The organism is Curtobacterium sp. AB7 (genome assembly GCF_044909335.1).
Taxonomy (GTDB): domain Bacteria; phylum Actinomycetota; class Actinomycetes; order Actinomycetales; family Microbacteriaceae; genus Curtobacterium.
Genome location: NZ_JBIYED010000012.1, coordinates 53,661 through 75,966, shown reverse-complemented (window position 1 = coordinate 75,966; position 22,306 = coordinate 53,661). Strand labels below are relative to the sequence as shown.

Below are 22,306 nucleotides of genomic sequence, written 5' to 3'. Positions count from 1 at the left end.
GCCCGGCCGCCCGCCCCCGGGGGGCCCCCGCCGTGCGACCCCCCCCCCCCCCCCCCCGCGGGCCGCCGCCCCCCCCCCCCCCCCCCCCCCGCCGGCGGGGGGGGGGGGGCCCCGCGCCCCCCCCGCCTCCCGTCCGTCAGGTGGTCGCGTCTCGGACTTCGACGTCTCGACGGAGTTGCGGCCTGATGCCGCGTTCGGTCTCCTAGCTCTTCGACGCCTCGACGAAGTTGCGCCGCGGGTCCGTCTCCTTGATGAGCGAGGTCGCATCGCGGCCCGAGACGGCACCGGTGACCCAGCCGATGACGATGCGCGCCTTGCGGTTCAGCGTCGGCATCGCGTACACGTGGTACGCACGGTGGGCGAGCCAGGCGAGCAGGTTCGTCATCTTGATGCCCTTGATGTTGGCGGCACCCTTGGCGACACCGTACGAGGCGACCGTGCCGATGGAGGGGTGGCGGTACTCCTCGAGGGGCTTGCCGGTGATCGTCGCGACGACGTTGTCCGCCGCGACGACGGCCTGGCGGACGGCGTTCTGCGCGTTCGGCGGGTAGAACGCCGGCTGCTTGTCGGCGGTCAGGTCGGGCACCTGTGCGACGTCGCCGAGACCCCAGACTCCGGGGACGACCTCGTGCGTGTCCTCGGCCTCGACCTGGAGCTTCGCGTTGGCGGCGAGGTGCCCCTTCGGTCCGCGGGGCAGGTCGGAGGCGTCGAGCAGCGGGTTCGGCTTGACGCCCGCAGTCCAGACGAGCAGCCCGGTCGGGATCTCGTCGCCGTCGGAGAGCTTGACGATGCCGCCCTCGGCGCTCGGCATGGTGGTCTTCAGGCGCACGTCGATGCCGCGGGCGCGGAGCGACTCGAGCGTCCACTTGGACAGTTCCGGGCCGACCTCGGGCGCGACGCGGTCGAGCGCGTCGATGAGGATCCAGCGGGGCTGCTCCCCCGCGAGCGACGGGTACGTCTTGATCGCGGCCTGTGAGACGTCGAACAGTTCGCCGATCGCCTCGACGCCGGTGTAGCCACCGCCGACGAAGACGCTGGTCAGCAGACGACGACGCTCGTCCTCGTCACGGGTGGCAGCGGCCTTGGCGATGTTGTCGAGGAGCTTGGCGCGCACGTAGGCGGCCTCTTCGACGCTCTTGAATCCGACGCCGTACTCCTCGAGCCCGGGGGTCGGGAAGGTGCGGGTGACCGAACCGAGCGCGACGACGAGCTGGTCGTAGCCGAGCGTGCGGTCGTCGCCACCGGCGGTCGCGATCGAGACGGTCTTGTCCTTCGACGAGATGCCGGTGACCTTGCCCTGGATGACGCGGGTCTTGCGGAGCGCACGGCGCAGCTCGACGGTCACGTCCTTCGGGGCGATGTGGCCGCCGGCGACCTCGGGCAGGAACGGCAGGTACGTGTAGTAGGTGTTCTGGTCCACGAGCGTGATGCGCATGGGCACGGTCGCGGCGTGCTTCTGCAGCTGCTTGACGGTGCTGTAGCCAGCGGAGCCGCCGCCGAGGACGAGGACGTGAGGGATCGAGTCTGCCATTCCTCCGGTCTACCGGATACGAGCCGTCAACGTCATGAACGCCGCACTTCCTGAGCGAATCAGCGCTCTCGGAGTCGCCACCAGGCCGTCTCGGCGAGGTCGAGGCCCATGTAGACCCCGTGCGCGGTGCGTCGGGACTCGGTCAACGAGAACCGTCGCAAGCGGTAGCCACCACCGAACCGGTCGATGATCGCCTCTGGGGAGGACTCCGCGTCGCGCTTGACGTACCAGGTGCTCTCGTCGACGGACTCGATCACGGGCGGACCGCCCGGACCGGACCCGTCACCGGCGCCCGCCGATGCGGGAGCGCAGGACGTCGATGCGCTTCTGGATCTGCTCGATGCTCGCCTGTGCCACGGCAGGCCCGCCGCTGATACGCCGGAGCTCGGCGTGGATGGAGCCGTGCGGCTCGTTGGAGTGCCGAGACCAGATCGACACGAGTCGTGCGAGCTCGGTCCGCTGCTCCTTGATGGTCATGTACATCGGGCGGTTCTCGGGCTCGGCAGCCTTCGGTTGGCCGTCCTTGACCACCCGGCCCTTGGAGCGCTTCGCCTGGGTCGCCTGGCGCGCCCGGAGCAGGTCGCGCACCTGGTCGGGTTCGAGGAGCCCCGGGATGCCGATGAAGTCGAGTTCCTCGAGCGACCCGACCTCGCCGCCGGTGCCGAACTCGCCGCCGTCGTAGAGGACGCGGTCGAACGACGCCTGCGAGTCGAGCGCCTCGAACGGCTGGACCTCGAGCAGGCTCTCGGACGCGCGGTCTTCCTTGTTGGCCTCGGCCACCATCGCGTCTTCGGGGTTGTACATGCCGTCGTCGGCGTCCTTCGGACGGTCGAGGGCGTGGTCGCGTTCGAGCTCGAGCGTCGCCGCCAGTGCCATCAGTCCGGGCACGCTCGGCAGGAAGACGCTCGCCGTCTCACCGCGGCGTCGGGCACGCACGAAGCGGCCGATCACCTGGGCGAAGAACAGCGGGGTGCTCGCGCTCGTGGCGTACACGCCGACGCAGAGCCGCGGGACGTCGACGCCTTCGGACACCATGCGCACGGCGACCATCCACCGCGAGGTGTCATCGGCGAACGCGCTGATGCGGCTGGACCCGGCGGCCTCGTCGGACAGCACGACGGTCGGCCGCTCCCCCGTGATCTGCTGCAGGATGCGAGCGTAGGCGCGGGCCGTGGTGGTGTCCGTCGCGATGACCAGACCACCGGCGTCCGGCACACCACGACGCACCTCGGTCAGGCGCTTGTCGGCGGCGGACAGCACGGCCGGCATCCACTCACCCTCGGGCGACAGCGCCGTGCGCCAGGCCTGTGCGGTGATGTCCTTCGTGACCTGTTCGCCGAGGGAGGCCGACATCTCGTCGCCCATCCGGGTCTTCCAGCGCATCTGGCCGGCGTAGGCCATGAACAGCACCGGTCGGACGACGCCGTCCTTGAGCGCGCGGCCGTAGCCGTAGTTGTAGTCGGAGATCGAGGTACGGATGCCCTGCTCGTCGGGGGCGTACTGGACGAACGGGATCGGCGCGGTGTCGGACCGGAACGGTGTGCCGGACAGCGAGAGCCGTCGGGTTGCGCCGGAGAAGGCTTCCCGGATGCCGTCGCCCCAGGTGAGCGCGTCGCCGCCGTGGTGGACCTCGTCGAGGACGACGAGGGTGCGCCCGCCCTCGGTGATCTTCTTGTGCACCTCGGGGTTCATGCCGACCTGGGCGTACGTGATCGCGACGCCCTGGTAGTGCCGGCCGAACATGCCGTCGCCGTTCTTGAACATCGGGTCGATGCGGATGCCCACGCGGTCGGCGGAGTCCGCCCACTGCCGCTTCAGGTGCTCGGTGGGGGCGACGACCACGATGCGGTCGACGGTGCCGCGCGCCAGCAGCTCGGTGGCCAGGCGGAGCGCGAACGTCGTCTTGCCGGCGCCGGGCGTCGCGGCCGTGAGGAAGTCACGCGGCTCGGACTCGAAGTACTTGGTGAGGGCTTCGACCTGCCAGGCGCGGAGCTTGGAGGCGGTCCCCCACGCGGCGCGGTCCGGGAACGCGGGCGACAGGTGCTGGACGGCCGAGTTGCCAGCTGCTTCGGCGAGGGCGGCCGCGTCGGCTTCGTCCCGCGCGACCGCATCGGCATGCGCGGCGGACGAAGGATCCGTCGACGACGTGTGGTCGTCCCCCGACTCGGCCCACAGCGTGGCGGGCTGCTGCTGTTCGTACTCCGCTGCGCTCACTGGACCTGATTCTACCGCCACCGTAAGTCCTGCCTGGCGTGCGGGACGTGGCCGTCGGGGGTACGGCGGACCAGGGATGCCGGTCGCAGCACGCCTGCGCCGAAGCGCGCGGCGACCGCGTCGACCGTGGTCTCGGTCTCGCGCCACGGCGCGTCGTCGTCCCACAGCGCGTTGCTCGCGGCGGCCGGCACGAGGTTCTCGCCGCGGACCCCGATGAGCCGGATCCGGTTGCCCGGTCGGTGCAGCACGTCGTACAGCTCGACGGCTTCGCGGTGCAGCCGCTTGGCGACGTCGGTGGGCTCGGCGAGGGTGCGCGACCGGGTCAACGTGGTGAAGTCGGTGTAGCGGACCTTGAGCGCCACGGTGCGGGCCTGCACGTCGGCGTGGCGCAGCCGGACGGCGACCTTGTCGGCGAGGCGCAGGAGCTCGCGCGCGACGTCGTCCCGCTCGGTCAGGTCGTGGCCGAACGTGACCTCGTGCCCGATGGACTTCTCGCCCACCCCGGTGTCGACGACGCGTGGGTCGCGCCCCCAGGACAGGTCGTGCAGGCGCTGGCCACCGGCTGGCCCGAGCGCGGACACGAGTGACCCGAGGGGCGTGTTCGCCAGGTCGCCGACGGTGCGGATGCCGCGGCGCTCGAGGGTCTCCTGCGTCTTGCCGCCCACGCCCCACAGCGCCGAGACCGGCTGCGGGTGCAGGAACGCGATGGTGTCGGCTGCGGGCACGACGAGCAGCCCGTCCGGCTTGGACCGGCTCGATGCGAGCTTCGCCACGAACTTGGTCGACGCGGCGCCGACCGAGCAGTGCAGGCCCGTCTCGGCGTGGACCGTGCGCCGGATGGCCCGGCCGATCTCCCACGGCGTGCCGTACAGCCGGAGCGCGCCGGCGACGTCGAGGAACGCTTCGTCGATGCCGAGCCGTTCGACCCGCGGCGTGAACCGGTCGAAGATCGCCATCACCGCGGCGGACTGGTCGCGGTACTTCTCGAAGTGCGGCTCGACGATGATCGCGTTCGGGCAGCGGCGCTTCGCGATGGCCATCGGCATGGCGGAGTTCACGCCGTACCGACGGGCTTCGTAGGTGGCAGCGGTGACCACGGAGCGGTCGGAGTCGTGGCCGACGATGACCGGCAGCCCCACCAGGTCGGGTCGGTCGAGCAGTTCGACGGAGGCGAAGAAGGCGTCCATGTCGACGTGCAGCACGGTCGCCGAGACGTCGTCCACCGGTGCGTCGGAGACGAGCCGGTTGCTTCCGTCCTGCTTGCTCACACGGAGATGATGCCAGGGACCACCGACATCGCCGGGCTCACCGTGCGCCGGTGGCCGCCGAACGCGTGGCAGTCTCAGTCGCACGGTGGGACCTTCGCCGATCCGTGCCGGGTTGATCGCTCGGTGCGGCGCTACAAGGCCGCACCGAGCGAGCAACCTCGCACCAGCTCACAAGTCCCGCACCGTGCTCGCGCGGCCGGGCACGCGGCCGGGCACGGGACCGCGTCAGCCGAGCGGGCCGAGCACGGACGCCGCGAGCGTTCGCGCCGCCGAGTCCCGCGACGACGGGTGGTACTGGCCGGCCCGGACGTCACGCGCCAGGCGGGCCAGTTCGCTCGAGGACCGGAACGCCGAGCCCCCGACGACCCGCATCGCCTCGTCCACGACGTGCTGCGCCGTGTCGACCGCCCGCGCCTTGGTCCCCACGAGCAGCGGGAACCACCGCGCACCGAGGTCGTCCAGCTCGTCGACCGACCGCGCGAGTGAGGACACCTGCAGCTCGATCGCGTCGACCGACCCGCGCATGTCCGCGATCGCCCGGCGCACGTCCGGGTCCTGCGACCGTGGCGTCCCGTCGAGCGATGCACGCGACTGCACCGCCGAGACCGCCAGCGACACCGCACGCGAGGCGATCCCGACGTACACCGAGGCGATGAGCAGCTCGAACGACGCGAAGATGCCGAACACGAGCGGGTCCTGGTTCGGCCCGACGGGCAGGGTCCGCACGATCCGGTCCGCCGGCACGTGCACACCGTGGAGCTTCGTCGTCCGGCTCTGGGTCGCCCGCATCCCGAGCGTGTCCCAGTCGTCCAGGTGCTCGACGTCCCCGTCGGACCGGAGCACGAAGCCGTGCACCAGCCGCGGATCCGGCCCGGACTCGTCCTTGCCGAACACGCTCAGCACGTCCCACGCCGGTGCGAGCGACGTGAACACCTTCGTGCCCGTGAACCGGTAGCCGCCGTCGCCGACCGGCTCCGCCGTCGTCGACGAGTCGAACAGGACGGCGTCGTTGCCGGGTTCGCTCACCCCGAAGGCGAGCAGGTGGCCGTCCGACGCGTGGTCCGTGACGGACTGGAGGAACGACGCACCCCGCGCAGTGACGGCGCGCGCCGCCTGCACCCACACCTGGTGCATCCCGAGGCCGAGCGCCGTCGCCGGCGCGGCCTGGGCGAGGGCCTGCTGGACGGCGGTCGTGGCGCGGAGGCCGAGACCGGAGCCACCCTGCGCCACCGGCACCCCGATGCGCAGGTAGCCCGCGGCGCGGAGTTCCGCCAGGTCCTCGGCGCAGAACGCGTTCGTGGCGTCGTACCCGGGGGCGCGTTCGGCGATGCGGGCGAGCAGGTCGTCCGGCACGGTCCAGGCGGCTGCGTCCGTGCCGCGGTCCGCGCCCGTGTTGGCCTTCGTCATGGCACGAGACTATGGTCCGGAGCGTGTCAGATCGTCATCCGTGGTCCAGGTACGTCGCGATCGGTGACTCGTTCACCGAGGGGATCGGCGACCCCGACCCCACCGTCCCCGGGGGCAACCGGGGCTGGGCGGACCGGGTCGCCGAGGTGCTCGCCCACGGGTCCGACGACTTCGCGTACGCCAACCTGGCGATCCGCGGGCGGCTGCTGCAGCAGATCATCGACGAGCAGGTGGAGCCGGCGCTCGTGCTCCGTCCGGACCTGGTCACGGTGTCCGCCGGGGGCAACGACATCATCCGGCCGGGCTCCGATCCGGACGAACTCGCCGAGCGGGTGGACGCGATGGTGTCGCGGCTGCGGAGCGACGGCGCGACCGTGGTGCTGTTCACCGGGCCCGACGTCGGCATGACGCCGGTGCTCGGCATGGTGCGCGGCAAGACGGCGATCTACAACGAGAACCTGCACGCCATCGCCCTGAAGCACGGCGCACTCGTGGCGGACATGTGGGCGCTCCGGGTGCTCCGCGACCCGCGCATGTGGGCACCGGACCGGCTGCACCACTCCCCCACGGGGCACGCCACGATCGCCGCCGCGGTGCTCGACGCCCTCGGCGTGCCGCACGGCCTGGAGCCGTTCAATCCCGAACCGCTCGAGGCCCGGCCGTGGCGTGCGGCCCGCGCCGAGGACCTGGGCTGGGCGAAGGAGTACCTGGTGCCGTGGGTCGTCCGGCGCATCAAGCACACGTCGTCGGGCGACGGAGTCTCCGCCAAGCGCCCCGAGCTGCAGGACGTCGTCGAGCACAGGTCCGACACCCCGTAGCGGAACGAGGGCCATCCGAGTCCGCACGCCTCCCCGGCCGCGCCCCACCACGGTCATCGCGCCCCGACTCCCCGGGGCGCGATGACCACGGTGGGGCGCGAACCGCGACGTGCGCACCCTGTGGTCGGCACAGGTCAGTCGGCCGGGCGCCGCAACGTCAGCGGGCCGTCGTGCAGCGGCTCGGTCTTCCACTTCGTCCCGACCGTGCCCGCGTCGAGGTCGACGCGCAGGTGCAGCAGGTGCGGCGTCTCCACGAAACGGAGCGCGACGAGCACGGTGCCGTCCGACTGGGTCGCTGCGCTCGCTGCGAGGGCGCCCTCGATGGCCCACGCCCCCTCGCCGACCGGCACGGAGTCCGACCGACCGTCGTCGGTGATGGTCACGCGGTCCCCGTCCGCGTCACGCGTGAACGTGACGGCGTCGAGGATCGCGTCTGGACGCGACCGGAGCTCGACGTCGGCGAGGCGCTCGGGAAGTCGACCGCCCGGTACCGGAGGCAGCCCCAGGGAGGCGAGCCGGGCCTCCATGGCGGTGTCCGCACCCGTGTCGGACGTCCGGTCGACGGCGGGCAGCAGGTGCTGCCAGGCCGCGTCGAGGACCGCCTGCATGTCGAGGCTCTGTCCGGTGATCGCGAGGACGACGTCCTGCTCCGGCAGGACGACGCAGAACTGCCCGTAGGCGCCGTCGCCGCGGAAGCCGTGGCGGGCCATCCAGAACTGGAAGCCGTAGCCCTGCGACCAGTCCGGGTTCTCCTCAGCCGGGTTCTCGACCTGGGTCGTCGTGGCGGCCGCGACCCAGTCCTCGTCGAGGATCCGCTCGCCCTCCCACACGCCGCGCTGCAGGTACAGCTGCCCGAGCTTCGCGACGGCGTCGGTCGTCGTGTAGCACCCGCTGAAGCCGAGCTCGGCGCCCGTCTCGTCGCGGCGCCAGGCGAGGTCGTCGACGCCGAGCGGGTCGAGCAGACGAGGACGCAGGTAGTCGACCAGCGAACCACCGCTGACCCGCCGGACGATCGCCCCCAGCGTGTACGTGCACGGCTGGTTGTAGGCGAAGACGGTGCCGGGCTCCTCGTCCGGCGGCGTGAGCAGGAAGCCACGGACGAGGTTCGACGGGTCGGCGGCGCGGGCTCGGTCGAGTGCTTCCTCGCGGTGCCCGCTCGCCATCGCGAGCAGGTGCCGGACCCGGATGCGGCGGCTGCGCTCGTCCGTGATCTCGGCGTCGAGCTCGGGGAAGTACGACAGTGCGGTCGCGTCGAGGTCGATCAGTCCCTCGCGCACGGCGATGCCGACCGCCGCTGCGGTGAAGCTCTTGCTGAGCGAGTAGAGCAGGTGCACCCGGTCGGCTGCGTACGGCTGCCACCACCCCTCGGCAGCGACCTGGCCGTGCCGGAGCAGCATCAGGCTGTGCGGCTCGACGCCGGGGGTCGACTCGAGGGCGTCGACGAACGCGAGCACACCGCGGGCGTCGATGTCGAGGGCAGAGGGGGTGGTCCGGGGGAACGTCTTCGTCGTCGTCACCCGTCCGACAGTACGGACTCCGGGTGGTGCGCGTCAGAGCGCGAGCACCGTCAGCCCTGGAAGGGGTTCGTCCAGCGCCACCAGACGCCGGGGTCGTCGATCGTCCGCTCGAGCACGAGCGGCACCGTGACCGGGTCGTGGTTCGTGACCGTGAAGCGGACCTTCCCGACCCGCTCGCCCTTCGTCCCGAGGGTGACCTCGTCGAGGTGCGCCTTCGCCCGGACCTTCGTCTTGCCCCAGACCAGCACCTCGGCCGCCTTCGCGGTGACCGCGTCGGCCTCGTCCTGCCAGGGGGTGGAGAACGTGCCGAAGGTCTGCCCGGCGTGGGTCAGGGTGACGACCTGGAAGTTGTCGGCCACGGAGCGCAGCAACCGCTGGACATCGACGTCGAGCGAGTCGTGGTCGGCGCCGCCGAGCATGACGCCGATGACCGTCACGTCACGGCCGCCACGCTCGTACGTCGCGGCGAACAGCAGGCAGGCGCCGGCCTCGTCGAGGGTGCCGGTCTTGATGCCCTCGATGCCGTCCATACCGAGCAGCTTGTTCGAGTTCTCGATCTCACCGACCGTCGGGATCGTGACGTCCTCGGTGCCGACGATCTCCTTGACCACCGGGTTCGCGAGGGCGAGCTGCCCGAGGTCGACCAGGTCGGTCGCGGTGGAGGTGTTCTGCGGGTCGAGACCGGTCGGCTCGTGGATCGTGGTGTCGTCGAGGTCGTGCGCCTCGAGCCACTTCGTCGCCGCCTGCTCGTACTCGGCGATCGACCCGAAGGCCCAGATGGCGAGGGCGCCGGCGTAGTTGTTCGCCGACTTCATGAGCATCACCTGGAACGCCTGGTGCTCGGACAGCTCCAGGCCGGCGGGCATCGGCGCGACCTCACCGTTCAGGGCCGCGTACTTGGCGTAGAGCGACTCCATCTTCGGCGTGAAGGTGATCACCGGGCCGGACTCCCCCGCCGCCATCGGCTTCTCGTCGAGGACCACGAGCGCCGTGACGATCTTGGTGATGCTCGCGATCGACCGGGGCTTCGTGTCACCGCTGGTACGCAGGCTCTCCGGGAAGTCGGTGGCCTCGACCGCGGTGGCGCCGTACCCCGGGAAGTCCAGCGCCGGGACGCTCGACGTCGGGGCCGAGTACGTGGTGGTCGAGGCGCTCGCCGGACCGAACGGCACGACGGCCGCGGCCACGAGGTACCCGGCGACGAGCACGAGGACCGCGACGACGGAGATCGTCACGGGCCTCCGGACGGCGGAGCGGGGGCGGCGGACGACTCGTGACACGGGTACCGAGCGTACCGGCGACGAGCCCCGCGTGGCTGCGAGCGGGCCGCGGAGTCGCGTGTGCGAAAGTGGCTCCGTGAGCACCCCCGCGATCCCGACCCTGCAGCCCGGCGCCGGCCCGATCCGGTCCACCCGCTACCTTCCCGTCGACCCGGACACGGTCCTGTGGGGTCGGCTGCCGAACGCCGACGACCGCCCGGTCGTCACGATCGCGTCCGGTGACGACGTCACGATCGACACCGTCAGCCACGAGGGGATCCTGCCCGACCAGGGCAGCGACCCCCGCGGGTACTTCGCGTCGCACGGCGTCGCCGCGGAGCACGTCCTCGACGACGCCGTCGCGATCGCCAGGAGCGGCCACCGGGACCCTGCCACCGACGGCCCGCACGTCGTCTCCGGTCCGATCGCGATCGCGGGCGCCGAACCGGGCGACGTCCTGACCATGACGGTGCTCGAGACGCTGCCGCGGGTGCACTACGGCGTCGTGTCGAACCGGCACGGCCGCGGTGCCCTGCACGGCGAGTACCCGGTCGACGGCACCACGGTCAGCGTCTTCGCCGACGTGGTCGAGACGGCCGACGGTCAGCGGGGCCGCATCCCCCTGACCGGCGCCCGCGACCGCTTCGCGCACTTCCCGCTCGCCCCCTTCCTCGGGATCATGGGCGTCGCCACACCCGGAGAACGGCTGCACTCGGTGCCGCCGGGCCGGCACGGCGGGAACGTCGACGTCAACCTGCTGCAGGTCGGCGCGCAGCTGCACCTGCCGGTCCTGGTCCCCGGGGCGCTCGCGTACGTCGGTGACCCGCACTTCGCGCAGGGCGACGGCGAGGTCGCGCTCACCGCGATGGAGGCGTCGCTCCGCGCGACCGTCCGGTTCGACGTGACACCCGCCGCCGACGCAGCACAGCAGTTCGGTGACCTGGCCTGGCCGCTCGTGGAGACCCACGAGTTCCTCGTGCCGACGGGCATGGACCCGGATCTCGACGAGGCCGTCCGCGCCTGTGTCCGGCACGCCGTCGCGATCCTCGGCGCCCGCTGGGGCATGGAGCCGCACCTGGCGTACGCCTACCTGTCGGCGGCGACGGACTTCAACATCTCGCAGGTGGTCGACCTGGTCACCGGCGCGCACGCGCGCATCCGCAAGGCCGACTTCGAGGAGCCCGCACGATGAGCACGCACGAGACGAGCACCGCGGCACCGGAGGGCCTGCTCGATGCGCTCGACGCGTACGAGGCCGCCCTCGCCGCGAACGACCTCGACGCCCTCGACGCCGCGTTCGTCGACGCCCCCGGCACGATGCGCGGTGACGACCGCGGCCTGCTCGTCGGGCACGACGCGATCAGCGCGTTCCGCGGGGCACGGGGTGGGGTCCTGGCCCGGTCGCTGACGCGCGTCGAGGTCCGCCCCCTGACCGAGGGACTGGCCCTCGTCGTGTCGGTGTCCGCGTTCGCGGCGGGCGGGCAGGGCCTCCAGACCCAGCTGTGGCGACGCGACAGCGACAGCACCCACGGCGACGCGGGTCCGCGCTGGCGCATCGAGGCGGCCCACGTCACCGGCCGCCCGAAGGCCTTCGACACCACCGTCTGGCGCGCCGTCGGCGACCCGCTCGTCGCCCCCACCGCGTCCGGACCGCTCGACGGGCTCACCGTCGCGGTGAAGGACCTCTACGCCGTCCCCGGCCAGCCCGTCGGCGCCGGCAACCCGACGTACCTGCGCGAGTCCGCCGTCCAGGCGACGCCGGCCGCGGCCGTCGCAGCCCTCCTCGACGCCGGCGCCGCCATCCGCGGCATCGCGCGCACCGATGAGTTCGCCTACAACCTGACGGGCCGCAACGAACACCACGGCACCCCGCCGAACGGGGCGGTCCCGACCCGACTGCCAGGAGGCTCGTCCAGCGGGTCCGCATCGGCTGTCCGTCTCGGCACGGCCGAGATCGGGATCGGCACGGACACCGCGGGATCGGTGCGGGTCCCCGCCTCGTACCAGGGGCTCTGGGGCCTCCGGACGACCCACGGCGCGGTCTCCCGCGAAGGCCTGCTCCCCCTCGCGCCGTCGTTCGACACCGTGGGGTGGCTCACCCGGAGCGCCGACGTCCTGCTCGCGGCGCTCGACGCCACGGTGCCGTCGGATCCGGAAGCTCCGGCGGAACCGGAGCTCCTCGTGCCCGCCGAGCTCCTGGAGCTCGTCGAGCCGGCCGTCGCCGAGGCCTTCACCGCCTTCGTCGCCGAACAGGGTCACCCGATCGGCACCGTGCGGCTCGCCGACCTCGGGATCCCGCCGCTCGACGACCTGCGCGAGCTGCTGCGCCTCGTGCAGGCCGCCGAGGCCGTCGCCGCCCACGGTGCCTGGATCGACGCCCACCCCGGTGCCTTGAGCGCCGTCGTCGGCGACCGGTTCGCCGCCGCCCAGGCGAACGACCCCGCAGCCACCGCCGACGCCGTCGCGCGGCTCGACGACGTCCGGGCGACGATCCGCACGGCGCTCGCCGACCGGACCCTGCTGTTCCCGACGGTCCCCGGGCCGGCACCGCTGATCGCTGCCGACACGGCGGCGCTCGAACGCACCCGGACCGCGACGACGGCGATGACGAGCCTCGCGAGCGTCGGTGGCGTCCCGGCGGTCAGCGCACCGGCGCTCACCGTCGACGGAGCCCCCGTCGGCGTGTGCCTGGTCGGCGGACCGGGCGCCGACCGCGCCCTGGTGATCCGCGCCGGACGGATGCTGCAGCGCTGAGGCGAGCCGCGCCTCCCGGTCCGCCCGTGGCGTGGCTAGGAAGCGAGCCGCTGGGCCTGGGTGACCGCCCACAGTCCGACGGCGCTCGCCGCGGCGATGTTGAGCGAGTCGACACCGTGCGCCATCGGGATCCGCACCGTGGTGTCGGCCGACGCGATCGCGGCGGGCGTCAGCCCCTGCCCCTCGGTGCCCATGACGAGCGCGACCTTGCCCGGGACGTCCCGCGCGAACTCGGCGAGGTCGACCGACTCGTCGGTGAGCGCCATCGCGGCGAGGTGGAAACCCTGCGCGCGCAGTTCCTCGCCCGCTGCCGGCCACTCGCCGATCCGGGTCCACGGGATCTGCAGGACCGTGCCCATGCTCACCCGGACGCTCCGGCGGTACAGCGGGTCGGCGCAGCGCGGGCTGACGAGGACCGCGTCCGCGCCCAGGCCGGCGACGCTGCGGAAGACGGCACCGACGTTCGTGTGGTCGACGATGTCCTCGAGCACGACGACGAGCTTCGCGTCCCGCACCACCTCGGCGACCGTCGGCAGCTCGGGGCGCTGCACGGCGGCGATCGCGCCACGGTGCATGCGGAAGCCGGTGAGCTCCTCGAGCAGGGCGTCCGGGCCGACGAAGACCGGACCGTCGTGGTCGGCGACCAGGGGCAGCACGCTGTCGAGCCACTTCTCCTGCACCAGGATGCTCCGAGGGGTGTGCCCGGCACGGACCGCGCGCTCGATGACCGTGTTCGACTCGGCGATGTACAGGCCGCCCTCCGGTTCGCTCACCCGGCGGAGCGCCACGTCGGTCAGACGGGCGAAGTCGTCGAGGCGAGGGTCGTCGAGGGAGTCGATGCGGACGGGGTGCACGGGGCTCGTTTCGGTGTGGTGCAGGTGGTGGGCCAGCTGGTGTCTCGCCGCGTCTCGCCGAAGGGGGAAGCGACCGGGACGGTCGGCTGTTGAGGGTACCGTGAACAGGGTGCTGGATGATGCTGCGTCGACGAGCGGACCGACCACCGGGACTCCGACCGGTCTGCCGACGGCAGCGGACCTCGACCGCGTGCTCGAGGTGCTCGCCGGCAAGCGCGTCGCCGTGCTCTCCGGCGCCGGCCTGAGCACCGACTCCGGCATCCCCGACTACCGCGGCGCCGGGCGGATCGTGCGCAAGCCGATGACCTTCCAGGAGTTCCGTGCCGACGCCGCCAAACGGCAGCGGTACTGGGCGGGCTCGCACCTCGGCTGGCGGAGCTTCGCTGCCGCCCGACCGAACGAGGGGCACCGGGCGCTCGCCGCCCTCGAGGACGCTGGTGTCGTCACGGGCGTCATCACGCAGAACGTCGACGGCCTGCACCTGCGCGCCGGGTCCCGTCGCGTGGTCGAGATCCACGGGTCGATGGACCGCGCCCTCTGCCTGACGTGCGGGCAGGTGTTCTCCCGTGCCGACCTCGCCACGACCATCGACCGTGCCAACCCGTGGATCGACGAGCCCGGCTCGGTGCAGCTACAGCCCGACGGCGACGTCGAGATCACCGACGTCGAGCGCTTCGTGGTGCCGGACTGCTCGGTGTGCGGCGGGATGCTCAAGCCCGACGTCGTCTTCTTCGGCGAGTTCGTGCCCACCGAGAAGTTCCACGAGGCGGTGTCGATCGTCGCCGACGCCGAGGCGCTGCTCGTGGTGGGGTCGTCGCTCACGGTGAACTCCGGCGTGCGGCTCGTCGACCACGCTGCCCGCCGCAAGAACCCGGTGGTCATCGTGAACCGCGGTGCGACCCGCAGCGACCGCCGCGCCGCCGTGAAGCTCGACGGCGGGACGACCGAGACGCTGGTGCACCTGGCCGAGCGGCTCGGCGGGCCTCGCCTTCTGGGATGATCGACGGGTGACGACGCTCCTGTACCTGGTCCGGCACGGTGAGACCGACTGGAACGCGCAGCGCCGCATCCAGGGTTCCACCGACATCCCGCTCAACGACACCGGGCGGCGACAGGCCGCCGAGGCCGCCGAACTCCTCACCCGCCGGCAGTTCGACGCGGTCGTCGCCTCGCCGCTGTCCCGCGCCGCCGAGACCGGGGCGATCATCGCCGACCGGCTCGGGCTCGCGGCGCCGGTGCCGTACGCCGGGCTGGCCGAACGCTCCTACGGCGAAGCCGAGGGGCTCACCGACACCGAGGTCACGGCGAAGTACCCGCACGACGACATCCCGGGCCGCGAGTCCCGGTCCGCGCTGCTCGCCCGCATCACCGAGACACTCGGTGAGATCGCGGTGCGCTTCGACGGCGGGGTCGTGGTCGTCGCCACCCACGGCGCGGTGATCCGGAGCGTGGTGAACGAGGCGGCACCCGGAACCGCCGACCGGCACGCCACCCCGATCCGCAACGGCTCGATCCACTCGTTCCGCTGGGACCCCGAACGCTTCCACGCGGAGCTCGTCCGGTTCGACGACCCGATCGACGACGTCTCGGACGGGCCCGGGCGGTACGCGTTCGACTACCAGAACCCCCTGGAACGCCGGGGCTGACGAGCGCCCTGCGCGGACGGGCGCCGAGCGGCTCCCGCACCACGCTGCGGGGACGGGGCGCCGAGCGGCTCCCGCACCACGATGCTCGGACGGCGCGCCGAGCGGCTCCCGCACCACGCTGCGGGGACGGGGCGCCGAGCGGCTCCCGCACCACGGTGCGCGGACGGCGCGGCCGTCCTGCGACTAGGCTCCGACGCACCCGAACCAGGGGGGCGACATGGTGACCGACGGAACCGACCCGGGTGGCTGGCACGCCACTGACCAGCAGGACGACGACCTCGACCGTGCCTTCGGCCCCGAGACCGCCAGCGTGCAGACCCGCACGATGGGGCAGCGGGCCCGCACCTGGTTGCTCATCGGCGGCGGCACCGTCGTCGTCGCCGGTGTGATCGCCCTCGTGCTCGGCACCATCATCGGCAGCGTGCAGACCGGCGTCGGGGGCGCGTTCCCCCGTCCGGACCTGGCACTCGACCGCCTCGACGACCGGCTCGCCGACGTGCCGGGTGTCACCGAGGTCCTCCACCACCCGGCCGAGAAGACGGGCTTCGCGAGCTACGACGCCATCGCGACGATCACGGCCGCCCCGTCCCTCGACGCCGCCGCGCGCACCGACCTGGTCGAGACGCTGAGCCGCGCGACCGAATCGGCGGGCGGCAACGGCGTCCGGGTCGTCGCGATCGCCGACCTCGGCGCCATCGAGGTGGGCGTGTCCGACTCACGGTCGGTGACCGCGAAGCGCCTGGTGCTGGCGGACACCCTCGACCGCATCGGTGGGGTCACGGCCGTCCGCTGCTCGTGGGAGCGCGGTGGCACGCCCTCGGACCGCGCCGCCGACCAGGCCATCGTCGTCCGCACCCCGGGGCGTGGGGCCGCCGTCCCGCCGATCGTGGCGCGGGTGACCGAGGAGACGCACAAGGTGTTCCCCGGGGCGAGCGTCGAGGTCATCGCGCCGAAGTAGCGGTCGGCTGGTCAAATGCCCGACGCTGAACGACGAATCCGATGTCGTACGACGTCGACGATGTCGTATCGCATCGACCGACGCGCCGCCGCGCCGCTCCTCGCTACCGCGCGCGCCGGTCGGCCACGGCCCGCTCGACCGCCCGCACGACCTGCTCCGCCGAGTCCCGCCACCGGAACCGCGCGGCCCGCTCGACCGACTGCGCCGAGGCCTCGTCCCACCGCTCCTCGACCCGCCGCACCGCAGCCGCGACCGCCGACGGAGACGCCGGGTCGAAGTACTCGGCTGCATCGCCACCGATCTCGCGGAAGATCGGGATGTCGCTCACCACGACCGGGGTCCCGACGCCCATCGCCTCGACCAGCGGGATGCCGAAGCCCTCGTCGTACGACGCCGTCGCCAGGGCCGTGGCGGATCGGAGGACCGACAGGTACTCCTCGTCCGTCGCACCGTCGTGGAACACGATCGAGCCGGCCGGCGCGAGCCCCTCGATCCGTGCGCGGTCGGCGTCGGACACGCGTGACATGCAGTGCAGGGTCCAGTCCGCCCCGAGCAGCGGCAGCGCGGCCGCCAGCGTCTCGACGTTCTTGTACGGCATGAACGACCCCATGTAGACGAGCGAGCGCTCCCGTGGCGCACCGGCCACGCGCGGCGACGCCGGGTCGGCAGCGTTGTACGCCACTGTCACCGGACGCTTCGTCAGCCGGTGCTCGGCGATGAGTCCCGCGGTGGTCTCGGACACCGTGACCACCCCGTCGGCTCCGTTCAGCAGGACACGCTGCGGCACCCACGACAGGTGGAACGCGCGCCACCCGAGCCGGAGCGGCCACGAGAACTCGCGCGGGGGTGTCCGGTTCCGGTAGTAGATCAGGTCGTGCAGGGTGAGCACGAGCGCGTAGTCGCGCCCCCGCGATCCCATGGTCTGCATCGGTGAGAACACTGCGTCGAGTCCGAGCCGGTTCACCCGCCGTGCGACGAGCGGCTCCCCCGCGTCGGTCGGCGCCGGCAGCAGTTCCCACGGCAGGTCGCGCGGCAGGGACTCGAGCTGGCGCTCGTCGTGGACGAGCAGCACGACGTCGTGCCGGTCGGGCAGGTTCCGGGCGACCCCGGCGGTGAACCGGCTGATGCCGTCGTGGCGGCCGATCCGGACGTACCGGCAGTCGATGCCGATGCGTAGGCGGGTCACGCGTCGGTCTCCTTCGCGTCGCTCGCCGTCGAGTCGTCCGACTTCGGCGCGGTCGCCTTCGTCGCGCTCGCGCTCGCGTTCGCCGCGGTCGTCCGGGAGGCCCGTCCCGCCCCCGACGGTCGGCTCGCCTTGGTGCCGCGGCCCCGTCCAGAGCGCGCGGCGGTGTCCGCCATCCGGCGCAGCACCGCGGCGGCGGCCGGTGCCGGTGTCTCGTAGTGCACCAGGTGCCCGACCCCGGGGATGACCACGAGTTCGGCATCGCGCAGGCGGGCTGCCAGGGCGCGCTGCTCGGGGACGGCCGTGATGTCGTCGTGCTCGGCGGCGATCATCAGCACCGGCACGTCGATGCGGTCCGCGTACTCGGACACGTCGTGGGTGACCGAGGTCCGGAACGCCTCGAGCACGCTCGTGCGGTTCGCGAAGGCCGAGAAGTACCGGTCGTGCTGGTCGTGCACCCACCGGCGCATCCCGCGGTCGTGCGACTTGAGCATCGCGATGCTCATCACCCGCACGATGGCGGCGTTCCGCAGGATCCCGAGCCCGATCGGTCTCGGCAGCACCGCGCCGGCCTTGTAGTAGCCGATCGCGATCCCGGTGCCCACCGCGCGGGGCCCCTGCAGCGCCGGGGCGGCGATCGGGTTCACGAGGACGAGCAGCCGGGTGTCGAGCCCGGCGGCGACGGTGGCGGACACCACGATCGACCCGAACGAGTGGCCGAGGACGACGGCATCGCGGCGGAGCCCGAGCGCCTCGTGGAACGCACGCAGCCAGCCGACGTACGACTCGATGTCCGACACCGGCAACGGATCGGACACGCCGAAGCCGGGCAGGTCGGGGACGATCACGCGGACGTCCTGCAGGTGCGCGGCGATCGTCTCGAGGCCGTGGTGGTCCCCGCGGAAGCCGTGCACCGCCAGGACGGTCTGCGTCGCGTCGGACGGCCCGTACTCCCAGTAGTGCGTGGTGCGGCCGTCGACCTGCACGGACCGGTGGACCACCGGTGTGGCGGCCATGAGCGACTGGTACGGGGAGAGCACGGGCGGTTGCATCGGCGCCAGTCTACGAAGACAACCGCACGAAACCCCGGACACCCGCAGCATCGCGCGCCTATCGTGTCCGGGGCGGGCCGTCGACCGGCCCGTCGATGACGACGAGGAGCACGGTGACCTTCACAGCCCCGATCCAGCTGCCCGGCCTGACGCTCGACCCGCAGTGGTACAAGCGCTCGGTCTTCTACGAGTGCATGATCCGCTCGTTCGTCGATTCGAACGGCGACGGGATCGGTGACCTGCAGGGTGTGATCGGCAAGCTCGACTACCTGCAGTGGCTCGGCGTCGACGCCCTGTGGCTGCCGCCGTTCTTCCAGTCGCCGATGCGCGACGGCGGGTACGACATCGCCGACTACAAGGCGATCCTGCCGGAGTTCGGTACGCTCGACGACTTCCGCGAGCTCGTCACGAAGTCGCACGAGCGCAACATGCGCATCGTCATCGACATGGTGATCAACCACACCAGCGACCAGCACGAGTGGTTCCAGCAGTCCCGCGAGGACCCCGACGGCCCCTTCGGTGACTTCTACGTCTGGCGGGACACCGACGAGGAGTACCCGAACATCCGGGTCATCTTCGTCGACACCGAGGAGTCGAACTGGACGTTCGACCCGGTCCGTCGGCAGTTCTTCTTCCACCGGTTCTTCTCGCACCAGCCCGACCTGAACTTCGAGAACCCCGCGGTGGTCGAGGCCGTGTACGACGTCGTGCGGCACTGGCTCGACCTCGGTGTCGACGGACTGCGGCTCGACGCGATCCCGTACCTGTTCGAGTCGGAAGAGGGCAACGGCGAGGGCGAGCCGGAGACCCACGAGTTCATCAAGAAGATGCGCGCGATGGTGGATGACGAGTACCCCGGCCGTGTCCTGCTCGCCGAGGCGAACCAGTGGCCGCGCGAGACCGCCGCCTTCTTCGGCACCGACGAGGAGCCCGAGTGCCACATGGCGTTCGACTTCCCGGTGATGCCCCGCATCTTCTACTCGCTCCGTGCCCAGCACGCCAAGGAGCTGTCCGCGATCCTGTCGGAGACGCTCGACGTGCCGTCCGCGGCAGCCTGGGGCGTGTTCCTCCGCAACCACGACGAGCTCACGCTCGAGATGGTCAGCGAGGAGTACCGGCAGGCCATGTACGGCTGGTACGGCTACGACCCCCGGATGCGCTCGAACATCGGCATCCGCCGCCGCCTCGCTCCCCTGCTCGACAACTCGCGTGCCGAACTCGAACTCATCCACGCACTGCTGTTCTCGCTGCCGGGCTCGCCGTTCCTGTACTACGGCGACGAGATCGGCATGGGCGACAACATCTGGCTCCCCGACCGCGACTCGTCCCGCACGCCGATGCAGTGGACCCCCGACCGCAACGCCGGGTTCTCCTCGGCAGACCCGGGCAAGCTGTACCTGCCCGTGGTGCAGTCACTCGTGTACAACTACGCGCAGGTCAACGTCGAGGCGCAGCTCGCCCAGTCCCGCTCCCTGCTGCACTGGGTGCGCAACGTCATCCACGTGCGGAAGGCCCACCCGGTGTTCGGGCTCGGGACCCTGCACGTGCAGGAGACCTCGAACGAGTCGGTGCTCGCGTTCGTGCGCTCGTGGGAGGGCTCCGGGCAGCAGTTCGGGCCGTCGGCGGAGGACGTCCTGTGCGTGTTCTCGTTCGCCACGAACCCGACGTCGGTCACGGTGTCGGCTCCCGAGTTCGCCGGTCGGCCGCTCTACGACCTGTTCGGCGGCGGTTCGTTCCCCGCGTTCGACGAGGACGGCACCGTCACGCTGACCCTCGGGACGCAGTCGTTCTACTGGCTGCACGTCGGCGCGCCGGTCGGGTAGCACCGGTCGTGTCGGTGCGTCCCGTTAGCCTGACCGCGTGACGTTCCCCACAGCACAGCTGGATCCGACAGCACAGCTCGACACGCCCTCCCCGGCGCAGGACCTCTCCGGACGCCCCTGGTGGCACGCCCTCGGCGTCTTCGACCTCGAGACCACCGGTGTCGACGTCGAGACGGCGCGGATCGTCACGGCGCACGTCGGCCTCATCGACATGACGGGTGCCTCCATCGCCGAGGGCGCGTGGATCGCCGACCCGGGCATCGCGATCCCCGAGGGCGCCGCGGCCGTGCACGGTTACACCACCGAGCGCGCCCAGGCCGAGGGGCGTCCCGCGGCCGAGGTCGTCGCCGAGATCATCGCCGCGATCGAGGCGGTGTTCGCCCGCGGCATCCCGTTGGTGATCTACAACGCCCCGTACGACCTGACGGTCCTCGACCGCGAGGCGAAGCGGCACGGCTTCGCCTCCCCCGTCATCGGCAACGTCGTCGACCCGCTCGTGATCGACAAGGCCCTCGACACCTTCCGCAAGGGCAAGCGCACGCTCGAGGCGGCGTCCGAGCTGTACGGCGTCACCCTCGACGACGCGCACGACGCCGGCGCCGACGCCATCGCGGCCGGTCGGGTCGCCCAGGCCATCGCCGGCAAGTACCAGGACGAGCTCGGCATCTCGGCAGAGGAACTGCACCGCAAGCAGGTCGGGTGGTGCGCCGAGCAGGCGAGCTCGTTCCAGGAGTACATGCGCAAGAAGCGCGACCCGTCCTTCACCGCCGACGGTCGCTGGCCGCACCGCAACGGCGCCTGACCCGCGCACCGCTCGCACGACGCAGAACGGGCGGTTCTCCCGAAGGAGGACCGCCCGTTCCGACGTGCTGTGGAGCTGCTTACTTGGAGAAGCCCTTGAAGCGCTGGTTGAACTTCTCGACGCGACCGGCCGAGTCGAGGATGCGCTGCTTGCCCGTGTAGAACGGGTGCGAAGCGGACGAGATCTCGACGTCGATCACCGGGTAGGTGGCACCGTCGAGCTCGATCGTCTTGTCGCTGTTCGCGGTCGAACGCGTCAGGAAGGTCTCACCGGAGGCCAGGTCACGGAAGACGATGGCGCGGTACTCGGGGTGGGTGTCGGTCTTCATGGAGTTTCCTCGATAGCGGTAGCGGTGGTGGGATTGCGCGAGATGCGCGGGAAGTCATCGGCTTGCGCCAGCCGTCAACGTTACCAGACGGACGGCGCGATCGCAGCGCTAGGACGCGCGCGCCGTGTACCGACCGGCGTCCTTCGTGACGGACAGCGCGATGCCGAACGCCTCGGTCAGGGTCTGGTCGTTCAGGACCTCGTCGATGGGCCCGGCGGCCTGCACGTGGCCGTCGGCGAGCACCAGCGCGTGGGTGAACCCGGCGGGGATCTCCTCGACGTGGTGGGTGACGATCACGATGGCCGGCGAGTCGGCGCTCTGGGCGTAGCCGCCGAGGGTGCGGACGAGGCTCTCTCGGGCACCGAGGTCGAGCGAGGCGGCCGGTTCGTCCAGGAACAGGATCTCCGGGTCGGTCATGACCGCACGGGCGATCTGGACGCGCTTCTGCTCGCCGTCGCTCAGCTCGCCGAAGGTGCGGTCGGTGAACGACCCCAGGCCCCACTCCTCGAGCACGCGCTGGGCACGGCGGACGTCGAGCTCCTCGTACTCCTCGTTCCAGCGGCCCGTGACCGAGTACGCGGCCGTCAGCACGACGTCGATGACCTTCTCGGTCACCGGGATGCGACGGGCCAGGGCGGTCGACGCGAAGCCGATGCGCGGGCGGAGCTCGAACAGGTCGGCGCCGCCCAGCTCGGTGCCGAGCACCTCGACGTCACCCGAGGTCGGGAACGTCTGGGCACCGGCGACCTGCAGCAGCGTGGTCTTGCCGGCGCCGTTCGCGCCGAGCACGACCCAGCGTTCGTCGTCCTGCACCCCCCACGAGATCGAGTCGAGGATGGTGGCCCCGTTGCGGACCACGGAGACGTCTGACAAGCGCACGACCGAGGGCATG

At 71.9% G+C, this 22,306-nt stretch carries 20 protein-coding genes; 8 read left to right on the top strand and 12 right to left on the bottom strand.

Translation table 11 applies throughout. The features are described 5' to 3' along the window. Nucleotides 1-202 precede the first annotated feature (202 nt). The 5 genes from ABH929_RS17440 to ABH929_RS17420 form a co-directional block, all read right to left on the bottom strand. Nucleotides 203-1,531 (bottom strand): NAD(P)/FAD-dependent oxidoreductase, encoded by a 1,329-nt coding sequence (locus tag ABH929_RS17440; protein WP_111083993.1) that lies wholly within the window; start codon nucleotides 1,529-1,531, stop codon nucleotides 203-205. A 59-nt stretch (nucleotides 1,532-1,590) separates the two neighbouring features. Further along, nucleotides 1,591-1,788, bottom strand: a complete 198-nt coding sequence (locus ABH929_RS17435) for a hypothetical protein (RefSeq protein ID WP_205462452.1) — start codon at nucleotides 1,786-1,788, stop codon at nucleotides 1,591-1,593. 25 nt (nucleotides 1,789-1,813) lie between these two features. Further along, nucleotides 1,814-3,571 carry a DEAD/DEAH box helicase gene (locus ABH929_RS17430; RefSeq protein WP_404562123.1) on the bottom strand — a complete coding sequence of 586 codons (1,758 nt, stop codon included), beginning with the start codon at nucleotides 3,569-3,571 and terminating at the stop codon, nucleotides 1,814-1,816. A 185-nt stretch (nucleotides 3,572-3,756) separates the two neighbouring features. Then, a complete protein-coding gene (gene dinB / locus ABH929_RS17425; protein ID WP_404562121.1) occupies nucleotides 3,757-5,013 on the bottom strand; it encodes a DNA polymerase IV in 1,257 nt (418 codons plus the stop codon). A gap of 225 nt (nucleotides 5,014-5,238) precedes the next feature. Further along, complete coding sequence (locus ABH929_RS17420; protein ID WP_404562120.1) at nucleotides 5,239-6,420, bottom strand: acyl-CoA dehydrogenase family protein; 1,182 nt, start codon at nucleotides 6,418-6,420, stop codon at nucleotides 5,239-5,241. A gap of 23 nt (nucleotides 6,421-6,443) precedes the next feature. On the opposite strand from ABH929_RS17420, the gene ABH929_RS17415 reads away from it, so the two are divergent. Then, nucleotides 6,444-7,238: an SGNH/GDSL hydrolase family protein gene (locus tag ABH929_RS17415; RefSeq protein WP_404562118.1), complete on the top strand. Its 795-nt coding sequence runs from the start codon at nucleotides 6,444-6,446 to the stop codon at nucleotides 7,236-7,238. Between the two features lie 134 nt (nucleotides 7,239-7,372). Here ABH929_RS17415 and ABH929_RS17410 read toward each other — a convergent pair whose 3' ends face one another. Both ABH929_RS17410 and ABH929_RS17405 read right to left on the bottom strand, forming a co-directional pair. Then, nucleotides 7,373-8,755, bottom strand: coding sequence for a serine hydrolase domain-containing protein (locus tag ABH929_RS17410; protein WP_404562117.1), 1,383 nt, complete (start codon nucleotides 8,753-8,755; stop codon nucleotides 7,373-7,375). 50 nt (nucleotides 8,756-8,805) lie between these two features. Beyond that, nucleotides 8,806-10,035 (bottom strand): D-alanyl-D-alanine carboxypeptidase family protein, encoded by a 1,230-nt coding sequence (locus tag ABH929_RS17405; RefSeq protein ID WP_404562116.1) that lies wholly within the window; start codon nucleotides 10,033-10,035, stop codon nucleotides 8,806-8,808. A 76-nt stretch (nucleotides 10,036-10,111) separates the two neighbouring features. Between ABH929_RS17405 and ABH929_RS17400 the strand changes: the two genes are divergently transcribed. Continuing rightward, nucleotides 10,112-11,206, top strand: a complete 1,095-nt coding sequence (locus ABH929_RS17400) for an acetamidase/formamidase family protein (protein ID WP_263090883.1) — start codon at nucleotides 10,112-10,114, stop codon at nucleotides 11,204-11,206. Then, complete coding sequence (locus ABH929_RS17395) at nucleotides 11,203-12,768, top strand: AtzH-like domain-containing protein (RefSeq protein ID WP_404562115.1); 1,566 nt, start codon at nucleotides 11,203-11,205, stop codon at nucleotides 12,766-12,768. Before ABH929_RS17400 ends, ABH929_RS17395 begins: the two co-directional genes overlap by 4 nt. A 35-nt stretch (nucleotides 12,769-12,803) precedes the next feature. Here ABH929_RS17395 and ABH929_RS17390 read toward each other — a convergent pair whose 3' ends face one another. After that, nucleotides 12,804-13,622, bottom strand: a complete 819-nt coding sequence (locus tag ABH929_RS17390; RefSeq protein ID WP_340197676.1) for an RNA methyltransferase — start codon at nucleotides 13,620-13,622, stop codon at nucleotides 12,804-12,806. Between the two features lie 109 nt (nucleotides 13,623-13,731). On the opposite strand from ABH929_RS17390, the gene ABH929_RS17385 reads away from it, so the two are divergent. The 3 genes from ABH929_RS17385 to ABH929_RS17375 all read left to right on the top strand — a co-directional run bounded on the left by ABH929_RS17385 (nucleotide 13,732) and on the right by ABH929_RS17375 (nucleotide 16,226). Then, complete coding sequence (locus tag ABH929_RS17385) at nucleotides 13,732-14,622, top strand: Sir2 family NAD-dependent protein deacetylase (protein ID WP_404562114.1); 891 nt, start codon at nucleotides 13,732-13,734, stop codon at nucleotides 14,620-14,622. Nucleotides 14,623-14,629: 7 nt separating this feature from the next. Continuing rightward, complete coding sequence (locus ABH929_RS17380; RefSeq protein ID WP_263090880.1) at nucleotides 14,630-15,268, top strand: histidine phosphatase family protein; 639 nt, start codon at nucleotides 14,630-14,632, stop codon at nucleotides 15,266-15,268. A 217-nt stretch (nucleotides 15,269-15,485) separates the two neighbouring features. Further along, on the top strand, nucleotides 15,486-16,226 hold the full coding sequence (locus ABH929_RS17375) for a hypothetical protein (protein WP_404562113.1): 741 nt from the start codon (nucleotides 15,486-15,488) through the stop codon (nucleotides 16,224-16,226). A gap of 103 nt (nucleotides 16,227-16,329) precedes the next feature. On the opposite strand, the gene ABH929_RS17370 is transcribed toward ABH929_RS17375, so the two are convergent. Further along, the gene (locus ABH929_RS17370; protein WP_404562112.1) at nucleotides 16,330-17,412 is read right to left on the bottom strand and encodes a glycosyltransferase family 4 protein; all 1,083 of its coding nucleotides are present in this window, start codon (nucleotides 17,410-17,412) and stop codon (nucleotides 16,330-16,332) included. Then, the gene (locus tag ABH929_RS17365) at nucleotides 17,409-18,461 is read right to left on the bottom strand and encodes an alpha/beta fold hydrolase (RefSeq protein ID WP_404562110.1); all 1,053 of its coding nucleotides are present in this window, start codon (nucleotides 18,459-18,461) and stop codon (nucleotides 17,409-17,411) included. Before ABH929_RS17365 ends, ABH929_RS17370 begins: the two co-directional genes overlap by 4 nt. A 113-nt stretch (nucleotides 18,462-18,574) precedes the next feature. Between ABH929_RS17365 and treS the strand changes: the two genes are divergently transcribed. Beyond that, nucleotides 18,575-20,284: a maltose alpha-D-glucosyltransferase gene (gene treS / locus ABH929_RS17360; protein ID WP_404562109.1), complete on the top strand. Its 1,710-nt coding sequence runs from the start codon at nucleotides 18,575-18,577 to the stop codon at nucleotides 20,282-20,284. A 58-nt stretch (nucleotides 20,285-20,342) separates the two neighbouring features. After that, nucleotides 20,343-21,086 (top strand): 3'-5' exonuclease, encoded by a 744-nt coding sequence (locus ABH929_RS17355; RefSeq protein WP_404562122.1) that lies wholly within the window; start codon nucleotides 20,343-20,345, stop codon nucleotides 21,084-21,086. Nucleotides 21,087-21,165: 79 nt separating this feature from the next. Here the strand turns inward: ABH929_RS17355 and ABH929_RS17350 are convergent, their stop codons facing one another. Beyond that, on the bottom strand, nucleotides 21,166-21,414 hold the full coding sequence (locus ABH929_RS17350) for a type B 50S ribosomal protein L31 (RefSeq protein ID WP_017887280.1): 249 nt from the start codon (nucleotides 21,412-21,414) through the stop codon (nucleotides 21,166-21,168). A 108-nt stretch (nucleotides 21,415-21,522) separates the two neighbouring features. Next, entirely contained in the window at nucleotides 21,523-22,305 is a 783-nt protein-coding gene (locus ABH929_RS17345) for an ABC transporter ATP-binding protein (RefSeq protein ID WP_404562108.1), read from the bottom strand. Nucleotide 22,306: the final 1 nt, after the last annotated feature.

What these genes read in the sequence shown, in the direction of transcription:
- ABH929_RS17395 (WP_404562115.1), top strand. Translation starts at nt 11,203, where the DNA reads ATGAGCACGCACGAGACGAGCACCGCGGCACCGGAGGGCCTGCTCGAT.
- ABH929_RS17440 (WP_111083993.1), bottom strand. Translation starts at nt 1,531, where the DNA reads ATGGCAGACTCGATCCCTCACGTCCTCGTCCTCGGCGGCGGCTCCGCT.
- ABH929_RS17345 (WP_404562108.1), bottom strand. Translation starts at nt 22,305, where the DNA reads ATGCCCTCGGTCGTGCGCTTGTCAGACGTCTCCGTGGTCCGCAACGGG.
- ABH929_RS17420 (WP_404562120.1), bottom strand. Translation starts at nt 6,420, where the DNA reads ATGACGAAGGCCAACACGGGCGCGGACCGCGGCACGGACGCAGCCGCC.
- ABH929_RS17365 (WP_404562110.1), bottom strand. Translation starts at nt 18,461, where the DNA reads ATGCAACCGCCCGTGCTCTCCCCGTACCAGTCGCTCATGGCCGCCACA.
- ABH929_RS17350 (WP_017887280.1), bottom strand. Translation starts at nt 21,414, where the DNA reads ATGAAGACCGACACCCACCCCGAGTACCGCGCCATCGTCTTCCGTGAC.
- ABH929_RS17375 (WP_404562113.1), top strand. Translation starts at nt 15,486, where the DNA reads ATGGTGACCGACGGAACCGACCCGGGTGGCTGGCACGCCACTGACCAG.